This is a genomic window from Neorhizobium sp. SHOUNA12A, from assembly GCF_023006505.1.
Lineage (GTDB): Bacteria > Pseudomonadota > Alphaproteobacteria > Rhizobiales > Rhizobiaceae > Neorhizobium.
This window is the reverse complement of the sequence record NZ_JALBGV010000038.1, coordinates 13952-27309: the sequence shown is the minus strand read 5'-3', so window position 1 is coordinate 27309 and position 13358 is coordinate 13952. Positions and strand designations below refer to the sequence as shown.

At 62.9% G+C, this 13358-nt stretch carries 11 protein-coding genes; 1 reads left to right on the top strand and 10 read right to left on the bottom strand.

The genetic code is table 11. The features are described from left to right. Positions 1-139: 139 nt before the first annotated feature. From MOV63_RS17795 to MOV63_RS17755, 9 genes are all read right to left on the bottom strand, one after another. Positions 140-1705, bottom strand: a complete 1566-nt coding sequence (locus MOV63_RS17795) for an ABC transporter substrate-binding protein (RefSeq protein ID WP_247035304.1) — start codon at positions 1703-1705, stop codon at positions 140-142. 51 nt (positions 1706-1756) lie between these two features. Further along, complete coding sequence (locus tag MOV63_RS17790; RefSeq protein ID WP_247035302.1) at positions 1757-2827, bottom strand: ABC transporter ATP-binding protein; 1071 nt, start codon at positions 2825-2827, stop codon at positions 1757-1759. Next, a complete protein-coding gene (locus tag MOV63_RS17785; protein ID WP_247035297.1) occupies positions 2824-3855 on the bottom strand; it encodes an ABC transporter ATP-binding protein in 1032 nt (343 codons plus the stop codon). The genes MOV63_RS17790 and MOV63_RS17785 overlap by 4 nt, the downstream gene beginning before the upstream one ends. Before the next feature lie 209 nt (positions 3856-4064). Then, positions 4065-4889, bottom strand: coding sequence for an inositol monophosphatase (locus MOV63_RS17780; protein WP_247035296.1), 825 nt, complete (start codon positions 4887-4889; stop codon positions 4065-4067). Continuing rightward, complete coding sequence (locus MOV63_RS17775) at positions 4886-5713, bottom strand: glycerophosphodiester phosphodiesterase family protein (protein WP_247035295.1); 828 nt, start codon at positions 5711-5713, stop codon at positions 4886-4888. The genes MOV63_RS17780 and MOV63_RS17775 overlap by 4 nt, the downstream gene beginning before the upstream one ends. A 38-nt stretch (positions 5714-5751) precedes the next feature. After that, positions 5752-6858, bottom strand: a complete 1107-nt coding sequence (locus MOV63_RS17770; RefSeq protein WP_247035294.1) for an ABC transporter ATP-binding protein — start codon at positions 6856-6858, stop codon at positions 5752-5754. A 2-nt stretch (positions 6859-6860) separates the two neighbouring features. Next, positions 6861-7778 carry an ABC transporter permease subunit gene (locus tag MOV63_RS17765; protein WP_038542335.1) on the bottom strand — a complete coding sequence of 306 codons (918 nt, stop codon included), beginning with the start codon at positions 7776-7778 and terminating at the stop codon, positions 6861-6863. 3 nt (positions 7779-7781) lie between these two features. Further along, on the bottom strand, positions 7782-8672 hold the full coding sequence (locus MOV63_RS17760; RefSeq protein WP_038542333.1) for a carbohydrate ABC transporter permease: 891 nt from the start codon (positions 8670-8672) through the stop codon (positions 7782-7784). A 69-nt stretch (positions 8673-8741) separates the two neighbouring features. Then, positions 8742-10049, bottom strand: coding sequence for an extracellular solute-binding protein (locus tag MOV63_RS17755; protein ID WP_247035348.1), 1308 nt, complete (start codon positions 10047-10049; stop codon positions 8742-8744). Between the two features lie 211 nt (positions 10050-10260). Here MOV63_RS17755 and MOV63_RS17750 point away from each other — a divergent pair, with 211 nt between their 5' ends. Beyond that, positions 10261-11415 carry an ROK family transcriptional regulator gene (locus tag MOV63_RS17750; protein WP_038542331.1) on the top strand — a complete coding sequence of 385 codons (1155 nt, stop codon included), beginning with the start codon at positions 10261-10263 and terminating at the stop codon, positions 11413-11415. A gap of 16 nt (positions 11416-11431) precedes the next feature. On the opposite strand, the gene recQ is transcribed toward MOV63_RS17750, so the two are convergent. Further along, positions 11432-13291, bottom strand: coding sequence for a DNA helicase RecQ (recQ, locus tag MOV63_RS17745; protein ID WP_247035293.1), 1860 nt, complete (start codon positions 13289-13291; stop codon positions 11432-11434). Positions 13292-13358: the final 67 nt, after the last annotated feature.

Genomic DNA, 13358 nt, shown 5'->3' with positions numbered 1-13358 from the left:
GGCCCGCGAAAGGAACATCGGATGCGCAGAACTACTGCCTTCCGATGCGGGGGAGCGGCGCGGGCGAACCCGCCCCGCCCCGGTTTCCGGGCGATCCCCCGACGCGATGGTCGCATCGGGGGATCGCATCGCTTGAGCCTCAGGCTTCCATCCACACCTTGTGGAAGCGCGGGCGTTGCAGCAGGCTGAAATTGAACCCGTGTACCTTCGGGGTACGTATGATGATGCCGGCGGACGAAAACTGCGGCAGGTGCAGCGCGTTCTCCAGCACGAAACGCTGCATCTTGAAGAGCACGTCCTTGCGCTTGGCGTTGTCGAACGTGTTCATCGACGCATCCATCAACTCGCGGTAGCCGGGCAGCTCGATCTTGGCCGCGTTGCGGTAGGCAGTCCCGGAGAACTGGCGATCGTAGGCCGTTGCCGGATCCGGAAGACCGCCGGTGGGGGTTATCAGCATCTGACCCTTTTTCTCGGTGAGGAAGTACTGCATCGTCTGCGCCGGCTGCGCCGGAGTGACCTTCAGCCGAATGCCGGCCTCGGCAAGCTGAGCGCCGACGACTTCCTGACGCTGTACCGCCGCCTGGTCAGCCCAGGTGAAGGTGGCAATCTCGATGCCATTTGCGAACCCGGCCGCCTTCAGCAGCGACTTGGCGCGGTCGAGGTCCAGCTTGTAGTAATTTTCGGTCGCAGGATCGTTGGCCCAGAAGCCTGACGGGAACATGCTGCAATGCCCACCGCCGAGGCCGCCCCACAGAACCTGGTTGAGCACCGGCCTGTCGAGCGCCCAGTTCATGGCCTGCCGAACGCGAACGTCTTTCAACGGCCCCTCGCCGTAATTCAGGAAGGCCGTGTAATAGATCATCGACGGCGTCGCTTCGGCGACAAGCTTAGGGTCGCGCTTGGCCACGGCCATCTGCTGTGCGCTCATGTTGAGGACGATATCGGCTTCGCCGGCGGTCACCGTGCGCACAGCCGTATTGAACTCGTTGACGATGCGCATGTCGACGCCGTCGAGATAGGGCTTGTCACCCCAGTAGTTGGCGTTTTTTACGACCTTGATCAGGGTATTGTCCTGCCATTCGACGAACTTGAACGGCCCTGTGCCGACAGGCGCACGATCGACATTTCCGCCCGCGGCAGCCTTGACCGAAGCAGGCGACACGATGAGGCCGGCGCGGTCGGTCAGGATCGCAGGCAGGGTGGCGTCCGGGTATTTCAGTTTCAGCGAAACCTGATAGGGGCCGGTCGCCTCGACCTTGTCGACGACAGCAAGGTCCGATTTCACGTTCGAGCGATCGTAGGTGCTGCAGCGCTGCAGGTGGAAGACCACCGCCTCGGCATTGAACGGCGTGCCGTCATGGAACTCGACGCCCTGGCGCAGTTCGAGAACCAGCGTCGTGGGGTCGGCGAACTTCCATGACGTCGCCAGCATCGGCTGCAGTTCGAGCGTCTGCGGATCAAAGCCGATCAGCGCGTCGAACATCAGGAGAAGGGCGTTGAAGTCGGGATTGTTGCGACCTGTCAGCGGGTCGAGTGCGGCGGGGTTGAACGGCATCACTGCCCTCAGAGTGCCGCCGGATCGCGGCTGCCGGGCCTGAGCACGCACCGTTGCAGGCAGCAGGGCCAGGCCGCCGGCAGCGGCCGTTCCAGCCAACAGCGAACGACGGGTAATATCCGGTATCTTTCCAAATAAATCTGTGGTCACGTCTTCTCCTCCATCATCCATGACCGGCCGTCTTCGGCCGCTATATCAGCGTCACATCATGTCAGCGCCCTGTGCGGCCGCGCCTTGGCGGGCGCCGTTCCTTTCCGAAAGATCAAGACTTCTCCTCTCCTTTTCGCCCAGCATCTCCTCGGCGAAATGGCACGCGACATGCCGCCCGGGCAGCATTTCGCGCTGCTGGGGTTCCTGCGCGCGACAGATGTCGCGCATCCGCGGGCAGCGTGTATGGAAACGGCAGCCGCTTGGCGGCGCGATGGCGCTCGGTATCTCGCCCTGCAGGATGATCCTCTGCCGGGTATCGGCGGCCGTCGGGTCGATCTCCGGCTCGGCCGAGCGCAGCGCCTCCGTATAGGGATGCAGTGGCGTTTCGATCACGGCGTGCGCCGGACCGACTTCGACGATCTTGCCGAAATACATGACCGCCACCCGGTCGCTGATATGGCTGACCACCCGCAGATCATGGCTGATGAAGACGTAGGTGAGGCCGAACTGCTCCTGTAGGCGGGCAAAAAGATTGAGCATGTCGGCCTGGATCGACACGTCGAGTGCCGCCACCACCTCGTCGCAGACGATCACGTTCGGATCCAGCATCAGCGCCCGGGCGATATTGGCGCGCTGCTTCTGGCCGCCGGAAATCTCATGCGGGTATCGGTTGGCCATTTCGGCGGACAGCGACACCCGGTCCAGCATCGCGAACGCCTTTTCGCGCCGCTCGGCCTTCGTCCCCTCGCCCGCGATGTTCAAGGGCTCGCAGATGCTCTGAAGGATGGTCATGCGCGGATCGAAGGCCGCATTCGGATCCTGAGAGACGATCTGATACTTACGCCGATGGCGATTGAGTTCGCGGCGGGAAAACTTGAACGGATCGATACCGTCATGCAGAACGCCACCACCGCTTGGGCTGAGCAGGCCAACGAGACAGCGCCCCAGCGTCGATTTGCCGGAACCGGATTCGCCGATCACGCCAAAAATCTCGCCCCTGCGGACGCTGAAGCTGACCCCGTCGACGGCACGGATCAGCGAGCCACGCCGCGGATTGCCGAAGGTGACGTGCAGATCGTCGACATCAAGCGCCGGCTGCTCGGAAGACGTGGCCAAACTCATGCTCCGACCCCTCTCAATGCAAGCTCTTCCCAGCGATTGCAGCGCACTTCCCTGCGATCGATATCCTCCATGCCCTCGTTCTCGATGCTCTGGGGCAGTTCGCAGGGCTGCGTGGAATAGGAACAGCGCGGCCCGAAGCGACAGCCCTTCGGCATGTGACGCAGCGACGGAACCCGACCGGCGATCGAGGGCAATGTGCCGCGTGCGCGGTTGCTGTCGGGGATCGAATGCAGGAGCCCGGCCGTATAAGGGTGGCGGGGACCGGCGATGACGTCTCTTACGGGACCGCCCTCGACGACCTGCCCTGCATACATCGTGACCATCCGGTGGCAGCTTTGCGCGACCAGTCCGAGATTGTGAGTGATGAACATGATGGCCGTGCCGGTACGGTCGGCGAGGCCTAGAAGCAGGTCCATGATCTGTGCCTGGATGGTCACATCGAGAGCCGTCGTCGGCTCGTCGGCGATGAGCAGGCGCGGTTCGCAGACCAGCGCCATGGCGATCATCACTCGCTGGCGCATGCCGCCCGAAAGGTTCATCGGGTAAAGCGTGGCGACGTGGCGCGGCGACGCGATGCCGACCGAATCGAGCGCCGCGATGGCGCGCTCCGCAGCCTCCCGACGGCTGAGCTTGAAATGCCGCTGGAGCGTCTCTTCGATCTGGTAACCCACGGTGAATACGGGATCGAGCGCGCTCATCGGCTCCTGGAAAATCATGCTGATGTGCCGGCCGCGAATGCGATTCATCTGCGATTCGGAACAGGAGACGAGGTTCTGGCCGCCGAACAGGATCTTGCCGCCAAGGCGGGAATCGCGCGGCGGCAGGAGCCGGAGAATGGAGAGAGCGGTCATCGATTTTCCGCAGCCGCTCTCGCCGACGACACCGAGAATTTCCTTCGGCTTCACCGAAAGCGAAACATTATTGAGGACTTCAACCCAACCCGATTGGTCACGCAGTGACAATGTCAGGTTCTGGATATCCAGAAGTGCGTCCTGGCTGGCCACCGTGGTCTCGGCAAGCTGCTGCATCCGGTTCCGATCCTCCCTATCGGCCGCTGTCCGCAAGATCGACATCTGACATGCAAGCGGCGGCTGTGCATTCCCATCACCGCAGCGAAACCCAATCAGGGATCCTGATACGTGATGCAGACTCCTCCCGAGAGCCTAGGCATGTATACATTACATGTGATGATGACGAAAGCCAGACTGAAAATTACCGTCCTCCCGAAACCTGGCTTTCAGATCAAGCTGGCGCGGATAGCCTCCCAGCTCGCCGCATCGGGCGCCAGCAGCAGCCGCCCTTGTGTCATCGCGGGGCGATAGGGTTCGCCGCTTAGGAGGCCGCTGTGGCCACCGGCTTCGCGGTGGATCAGTTCGCCGGCCGCATGGTCCCAGGGATTCATGTCCGCGTTCAGCGAAAAGCTCATCGCTCCGGTCGCCACCATCCGGTATTCGAAGGCGGAGCATCGCCATGTGGTGGTGCGGCCGAAGCGCAGAACCCGCGGCGCGAACGCCGCCTGCTCCTCGGCCGAGAACATATGCAGCGGCACGAAGCCGCTCATTTCGCCGACCGGAACCGCGGCGGCAACGCTGAGACGGGTGCGTGCACCGCCACGGGCGATATGCCAGGCGCCGTCGCCCGGCCGGGCCACGAGAAAATCACCAGTCAGCGGATAGTGGATCAGCCCAGCGACGGTTTTTCCGCCGGAAACGATCGCCACGATCATGCCGAACAGCGGCACGCCATGGGCGAAATTCCAGGTGCCGTCGACGGGATCGATGATCGCCGCGAGTTCGGCATCCACCAGGCGGTCGAGCAGCGCCGGATCGGCCGAGACCGCTTCCTCGCCGACGATCAGCGCTTCGGGAAAATGGGCAGAGAGTGCTGCGGAAAGCCGGCGCTCCGCACCCAGATCGGCATCGGTGACGATGTCGTCCGGAGCGGTCTTGGCGCGGATGCCGTCGGCCGTCACGCCGAGGAAACGGGGCAGAACCTCTACCTCCCCCGCCTGGCGCATATCCTCCATCAGGGACCGGAGCACGGTGTCGGAAATGATCGTCATGCTTGGCGGGCCTTTATGTAGGATTTCAAGGCGGCGGGCTGGTCCGTCTGGATAACGCTGATGCCCGCGTCCATCAACCGACCCCAGATCAGATCGGGGTTGGCAAGAGCCGCACTGTCCGTCCATTCGCCGCTGCCCGGCTGGTCGAGCGTGTTGACCCACAGCGCCATGCCCGCCTTGGCGAAAGCCTCGCGGTGATATGCGATCGTCTCGATACTGTCGAAGCGGATCTCGCACATGAAGGGCGAGAGTTCGGCAAGAACCGCAAGCGCGTCGCCGGTGTTTTCGGCGGTGAAGCGCGCCATGCCCATGAACGGCACGCCGTCAATCTTCTGGGCGCGCACCCATTCCACATCAGCCAGGCTGTAAACCTTCGTCTTGAGGTCGACATCGGCGGCCGCACCCATCTCGCGGGCGCAGGCGGCGACCTCGGAGAAAAGCCCGCGATCCTTGAGATCGAGGTCGGCAAAGATGCGGCCGCGGATGATTTCCAGCGCTTGTCTGAGGGTCGGGATGCACTGATCGGTCACCGCACGGCCCTCACCGCCGTCATCCTCGCGCAGCATGATCGCCTGCAGCTCGGCCATGGTGAAAGTCTCGGCATCGCGGTCGATGTCGGCCATACGTTCCAGCGTATCGTCATGCATCAGGAAAAGCTCGCCGTCGGCGCTCTTGCGCACATCGAGTTCGACGATGTCGCAGCCGAGCGCGATGGCGTTCTCGATCGCCGCAAGACTGTTTTCCGGGGCGCCGTGCCAGGCGCCGCGATGGGCAACGACGGCGCAGCTACGCGCCGGATCGGCGATGAAGTCTTTGTAGTTCATGAGGGTTTCTTTCATAGGGCGCCTTTAACGCCGGGCTTTCAGTGGGCGCCAAGGGCACCGGGCATGGCCCGGCCCGTCGCTGCATCGAAGAGATGCAGTCGCGAGGTCGGGAAATTCAGGTCGAGTTCGAGCCGGTCGGCGATATCCATGCCGAAGGGCGTCGCGATGCGGACGATCGAGCCACCAAGATCGGCGGCCAGCACCGAATGGGAACCGAGATCCTCGCGGAACCGGAGTGCCGCCTTGACCGCGTGGCCATCCGCCTTGCCGTCGACGACGATATCCTCGGGCCGAATGCCGATCTGATAGGCGCCGGTCAGCGGGGCGTTCGCCACCACCTGCCCGTCGGCGAGCCGGAGCGTCGACCCGTCTCCGGTCACAGCGAGGATGTTCATCGGCGGAGCACCGATGAACTTGGCGACGAACACCGAGGCCGGATGGTGGTAGATCGCCTTCGGCGTATCGAACTGCTCGATCCGGCCCTTGTTGAGAATAAGGATACGATCGGCGAGCGTCATCGCCTCCACCTGATCGTGAGTGACGAAGACGGTGGTGGCGCCGATGCGGCGATGCAGGTCGGCCAGTTCGACGCGCATGTCGTGACGAAGCTGGGCATCGAGGTTGGATAGCGGCTCGTCGAACAGCAGCACGCCCGGCTCGCGCACGATGGCGCGGCCGATCGCGACACGCTGACGCTGGCCGCCGGAAAGCTGCCCCGGCTTGCGATGCAGATAGTCGGCAAGGCCGAGCATCTTGGCGACCGCCGTGACCCGCTCGGCGCGCTCCGCCTTCGCCATGCCGGCAACCTTGAGGCTGTAGGCCATGTTCTCGAACACGCTCATATGCGGATAGAGCGCATAATTCTGGAACACCATGGCGCAGCCGCGATGTTTCGGTTCGAGGTCCTGAACCTCGCGGGCGCCGATGAGTATCTTGCCGCCGCTCACCCGTTCGAGCCCGGCAATCATCTGCAGAAGGGTTGATTTGCCGCAGCCGGAAGGACCGAGCACGACGGTGAATTCGCCGGCCTTCAGCTCGACATCCATCGGCGGGATGACCACCGTCTGGGGATCATAGGCCTTGGTCAGGCCTTTTACCGTGATGCTCGCAGCGGCGGCGCGGATGGCTGTATCGATGGCGTTCATCGCTATTTCTCCGAAAGCACGAGGCCCTGCACCAGATACCGCTGTAAGAGCGCGATCATCAGGAGGGGCACGAGGGAAACGATCACGGCGCCCGCCATAATCATCGGAAAGTCGGGCACTTCGCCGTCCGAATCCGGCAGCAGGCGCGCCAGGCCGACGACGGCGGTCTGCATGTCGGGCGTCGAGGAGGCGACGAGCGGCCAGAGATACTGCGTCCAGCCGCTCAGGAAGGTCAGCACGAACAGCGCCGCGAAACTGGTACGCGACAGCGGCAGCAGGATATCGAACATGAAGCGGACCGGCCCCGCCCCGTCCATGCGGGCGGCCTTGAACAGATCGCCCGGCAGGGTGCGGAAGAACTGGCGGAACAGGAACGTGCCGGTGCCATGCGCGACAAGCGGCGCGACCAGGCCGAAATGGGTGTTCAGAACGCTCAGTTCGAGCTGCACCGGTTCGCCGAAGACCTGCGCAATCAGACCGTTGAGGCCGGTGACGTCGAGCAGCGCATTGATCGGCGAAAACACGTTCGACGCCACCTGATAGGTGGTGATGACGCGGATATCGACCGGCAGCATGATGGTGGCGAGGATCAAGGCAAACGCGACACCTGCCCAGCGGATGCGGAAATAGACGATCGCATAGGCCGAGAGGAAGGACAGGATGCAGGTCGCGATCGCCAGGCTGAACGCCACCACGAGGCTGTTGAGCATCTGGATCGGGATGCGCGTCTCAGTGAAGATGCGCGCAACATTGTTCAGGAACTGGTCGCCGGGATACCAGGCGAGCCCGTTTCGCAGCAGGAATTCGTAGGATTGCGATGCCGTCGTCAGCGTCAGATAGAGCGGGCCGAGGATGTAGAGCATGCCGACGAGCAGGATGAGGCTCGCGACGATGTTGAGGGAGCGGGCGTTCTCGATCATCTGTCAGCGCTCGTAGTTGATGCGCCGGCCGAGAAAGAGGAACTGGGCGGCGGTGAGAAGGATGACGAAGACCATCAGGATCGCAGTCTGGGTAGAGGCGCCGGACAGGTCGTAGCCGCTGAAGCCGTCCTTGTAGATCTTGTAGACGAGCAGCGTGGTCGCGCCGCCTGGACCGCCATGGGTGATGGTGTCGATCAGCGCGAAGGCCGAGGTGACGCTTTCGGTGAATTCCAGCACCAGCGTCAGGAAGAGCTGCGGCATGATCAGCGGCAATTGCACGTCGAAGATCCGCCGCCAGGGCCCCGCCCCGTCCATCGCCGCCGCCTGATGCATGGTACGGGGGATCGATTGCAGCCCGGCCAGAAGGATGACGAAATTGAACGGAATGCCGCCCCAGACATGCGCGGCGATCAGGGTGATGAAGGCATCCGTGCCGTCGATACCCGGTGCCCATATGCCCGGAAAGGCCTTGTTGAGCGGCGCCAGGATGCCGACGAACGGATTGAAGACAAAAGCGAAGACGACGCCGATTGAGGCGCCCGCCACACCCTTCGGCCAGACCAGCACGTTGCGGGCCGGCAGCGACAAGCGGATTTTCCGGTCGGCGGCGACCGCAAGGATCAGCGGTATCAGCACGGCGAGCGAGGATGCGGTCACCATGAAGACGATGGTGCGCCAGCCCGCCTGCCAGAACTCCCGATCCGAGAGGACGCGGGCAAAATTGTCGAGGCCCACGAATATCGAACCACCGCCGAACGGCTGCTCGAGAAAGAAGGACCAGTAGAAGGCCTGGAAGATCGGCACGTAGAAGAAGAGGACGATCAGCAGCATGAACGGCGCGACCAATAGGATCGGCAGCCAGCGGTTGCTGAAGAGGGTGGATTCGGAGGTCATGGGAAAGGCCCGCAGTGAGGGACCGGCACGGACGGGACTTGTGTCCCGCCCGCGCCGATCAAGCTTGGATCAAGGCAGCTTGACGCCCTTGTAGGTCTGCTCGAAGCGGCGCAGCAATTCGTCGCCACGCTTCTTGGCGTTGTCGAGCGAGACCTGCATGGTCTGCTGCCCGCCAAATGCCTTCTGGGTCTCTTCCATGAAGATTTCGCGGAACTGCACGTAGAAGCCGAGGCGGATACCGCGGCTGTCGGCGGTCGGCGGCTGGTTCATCGACTCGATGCCGATGGCAGCGGTTGCGTATTTCGCAGCCTTGGCGTCGCCGCTCTTGTTGATCGCGTCGAGCACGTCGTTGGTGACGGGGACGTAGCCGGTCGCAGCGGTAAACGCCATCTGCTGTTCCGGCTTGCGCAGGAAGTCGAGGAAGGCCTTGGCGCCATCGACTTCAGCCTGGTCATGACCCTTCATGACGTAGATCGAGGCGCCGCCGACCAGCGTGTTGTGGCGCTCGTAACCCTTGTACATCGGTGCCATGTTGACGGTGAGCTGGTACTTGCCGTCGAAGGCCTTGGTGGAGGCGGCGTAGGAGCCCGAGGAGCCTTCCATCATCGCACATTCGCCGGCGTTGAAGGCGGCGGTGTAATTGCCGGCCTTGGTATCGGCGTTGAGCTTGACGAGGCCTTCCTTGCGCCAATCCACCAGGTTCTGGAGATGCTTGGCGACGAAGGTGGTGTTGAAGACGTATTCGGCGTCGAGGCCGTCATAACCGTTGTGCCTTGAAGCGATCGGCAGGCCGTGGCGGGCCGAGAACTGCTCCAGCACGCGCCAGGTATCGCCATCGGTGACGAACGGGCATGCATGGCCGGCAGCCTTGAGCTTGCGGGCCGCATCGATCACTTCTTCCCAGGTGGTCGGGGTCTGGGTGATGCCGGCTTTTTCGAGTTCGGTCTTGTTCGTGTAGAACAGCAGCGTCGAGGCATTGTAGGGCTGCGCGAACAGCTTGCCGCCGGACGTTTCGTAATAGGCGCGGGCGCCGGCGATGTAATTGTCCCATTTGACGTCGGGCAGGATTTCCTGGACCGGCACGACGGCGTTGGACAGCATCAGGTCGAGCGTGCCGGCGTCGAAGAACTGGATCAGCACCGGGTGGTTCTTGGCGCGATAAGCGGCAATCGCCTTCTGCATCGACACTTCGTAGCTGCCCTGGCCGACACAGGTGACCTTGTGCTGGGTCTGTGCGGCATTGAAAGCATCACACTGGGCCTTGATCGCGGTTTCGACAGGACCGGTATTGCCGTACCAGAACTCGATATTGGCGGCCTGCGCGGAACACGCGCCCGCCATCAGGGCGACAGCCGCCGCCAGAATGGAAATCTTCATCATTGCCCTCGCCTGTTGGGATGATCGGCCGAGTGGGATCGGCATCGGAACGCGGCATTATTACACTTTACGTGTAACAATTAAATGACGAGCTGAAACCCTTGCCGCGCAGGGCATTTCCATCTAAGCAAAGGAAAACGCGAGGTAGACGGCGACATACAACCGCAATTATTACACCTCGATGGTAATTGTTGGCGACGGAGGTGGATCAGTGGCCTATTTTCCCGAAGCTCTGATCCCGCCCCAATTCCTGCGCGCAGGTGAAAGTGGCGTCGTTTCGCCGAACGAGCGCAGCTTGCTCAAACTCATCTGGCGTCACCCCGGTCTCTCCCGCTCCGAAGTGACCGATCATACTGACCTCACCCAGCAATCGGTCTATCGGATCATCGACCAGCTGGCGGAACGCGGCATCGTCTTGCTCGGCTCTCCAAAACCTGGCGTCGGCCGCGGGCAGCCGAGCCCGACGATCCGCCTCAACGCCCGCTACGCCTATTCCTGCGGCATCTCGGTCAATACCGACGTTATCGGCATCTGCCTGATGGACCTTGCCGGCAATATCCTCTCCGAAAGCAGCGTGACGCTGCGCGAACACACGATGGCGCAGTCTCTCGATCTGGTCAGGACACGGCTCGTGGAGGCACAGAAGCTCAACGACCTGTCCCCGGAGGCTCTTTTCGGCATCGGCTTTGCAATAGCGGGCTATCATGTCGGAGGAACCCGCTACAACGCGCCCCTGCCGCTGCATGAATGGTCGCTGATCGAACTCGGTCCGCTGCTGGCGGAGTTTTTCGGCAAGCCGGTTTGGGTGCACAACGGCGCCAATACCGGTGCCATCGCCGAGTCGATGTTCGGTGCCGGCCGCTACGTCAAGCATTTCGCTTATCTCAGCTTCAACTACGGTTTCGGCGGCGGGCTGGTCAGCGACGGCGAATTGCTGCTGGGCGGCAATGGCAATGCCGGCGAGTTTTCAGGCATCTACAACCAAGAGGAAAACCAGCGGCGACCAGCGCTACAGCTGCTCATCGAGCGGCTTGTTCGCAATGGCGTCGATGTGCCCTCCATCACTTACATGCGCCGGCATTTCGACCCGCAATGGCCAGGTGTTGCCGAATGGGTGAACGAAATCACGCCGGCCTACAATCGCCTGGTCAATGCCATCTCGGCGATCTTCGATCCGCAGGCGATCGTCTTCGGCGGGCAGGTACCGCCGGACCTGGCGCAGATGATGATCGACCGGACGGAGATTTTCGGACGCCCTCGTTATGGCGTACCGCGCCCCAGTCCAAAACTGATCATTTCGGAGATCGCCAGCGACGCATCGGCGATGGGCGCTGCGATCACACCGTTCCACTCAACTTTCTACTGACGCACAGGCGGCCTGCTTACCTGTCGTGCGCCCGGATCACCGCCAGGAAGGCGTCGCCGTACCGCTCGAGCTTCGACTGTCCGACGCCGGAAATGCCGAGCAGCGCGTCGCGGCTCGTCGGGCGGGCGGTCGCAAAGGCGACCAGTGTCGTGTCCGGAAAGACGACATAGGGCGGCACCGAAAGCTCCTTGGCGATCCCCAGGCGCGCGACGCGCAGTGCCTCGAAGAGTTCTGCCTCGGCCCCTTCCAGCGTGGATCTTGCGTTTGCCGCACTTGGCGACGCGCTTCGCGATGCCTTGCCGGTCGTCGGGCGGTCCTTGCGGAAACGGACCTCGCGTTCGCGCTTGAAGACGGCGCGCGCGCCCTCTTCCAGTTTCAGCGCGCCGAACGCCTCATGATCGACACTGACGAAGCCGGCGGCGAGGAGCTGGCGATAGACCGATTGCCAGGTCTTCGACGGAATATCCTTGCCGACGCCGAAGACAGGCATGTCGGCATGGCCGAAGCGGGTGGTCTTCTCGTTGCGGTTTCCGAGCAGCACGTCGATCAGGTGGCCGGTGCCGAAACGCTCGCCAGTCCGGTAGATTGCCGCCAGCGCCTTGATGGCGGCCTCCGTCCCATCCCAGGTTTCGACCGGCTTGAGGCAGGTGTCGCAGTTGCCACATTGCCCGCCATGCGCCTCGCCGAAATGAGCCAGGATCGCCTGTCTCCGGCAGCCGGGGGTTTCGCAGATGCCGAGCAGCGCATTGAGCTTGGCGCGCTCGACGCGCTTGATATCGTCGCCCGACGTGCCGCCGTCGATCATCCGGCCGCGCTGGATGACATCGGCCATGCCGTAGGCCATCCAGACGTCGGACTGCAGGCCGTCACGGCCGGCGCGGCCGGTTTCCTGATAATAGGCCTCGACCGAACCGGGCAGATCGAGATGGGCGACATAACGCACGTTCGGTTTGTCGATGCCCATGCCGAAGGCGACGGTCGCGACCAGGCAAAGGTCCTCTTCCTTGAGGAAAGCGTCCTGGTTAGCATCGCGCATGCTGCGGTCCATGCCGGCATGATAGGCGAGTGCCCGAATACCCTGCCCGTTCAGCCACTCTGCCGTATCCTCGACCTTGGCGCGCGACAGGCAATAGACGATGCCGCTCGACCCCTTGTGGCGGGACAGGAAACGCAGGAGCTGCTGGCGCGGCTGGTCTCGCTCGACGATTTCATAGGCGATGTTCGGTCGGTCGAAGGAGGTCGTGAACACCTCGGCCGAGCGCAGAGCGAGCTTGTCGATGATATCTTCACGGGTATGCGGATCGGCGGTCGCTGTCAGCGCCATGCGCGGCACGCCCGGATAATATTCCGCGAGATGGCCAAGCTCGCGATATTCCGGGCGGAAGTCGTGACCCCATTGCGAGACGCAGTGCGCTTCGTCGATCGCAAACAATGCGATCCTCGCATTGCCGATCATATCCTTGAAGGCCGGCGTGACAATGCGCTCGGGTGTCACATAGAGGAGATCAAGATCGCCATTGATGATCGCCCGGCGAACATCGACGAATTCTTCGCGCGTCAGCGAGGAATTGAGGGCGGCGGCCCGCACCCCGAGCTGCTTCAGCGCCTCCACCTGGTCGCGCATCAGCGCGATCAGCGGCGAAACGACGATGCCGACGCCATCGCGGCAGAGGGCGGGGATCTGGAAGCAGAGCGATTTGCCCGCGCCGGTCGGAAACAACACCACGGCATCGCCGCCCGATACGACCTGTTCGACGACCGCAGCCTGTTTGCCCCGGAATGACGAATAGCCGTAAACGCGCTTCAGCACGTCGAGCGGGTTTCTCGTGCCTTGTCTGTCAAACAGGGGATCGATGCGGTCTGGGGTCGGTGGCATGGAATCGCTTTCGTCGGAAGGACCGCACTATGGCACAGGTCCGGCGACCAGAGCGAGCACCGGCGGC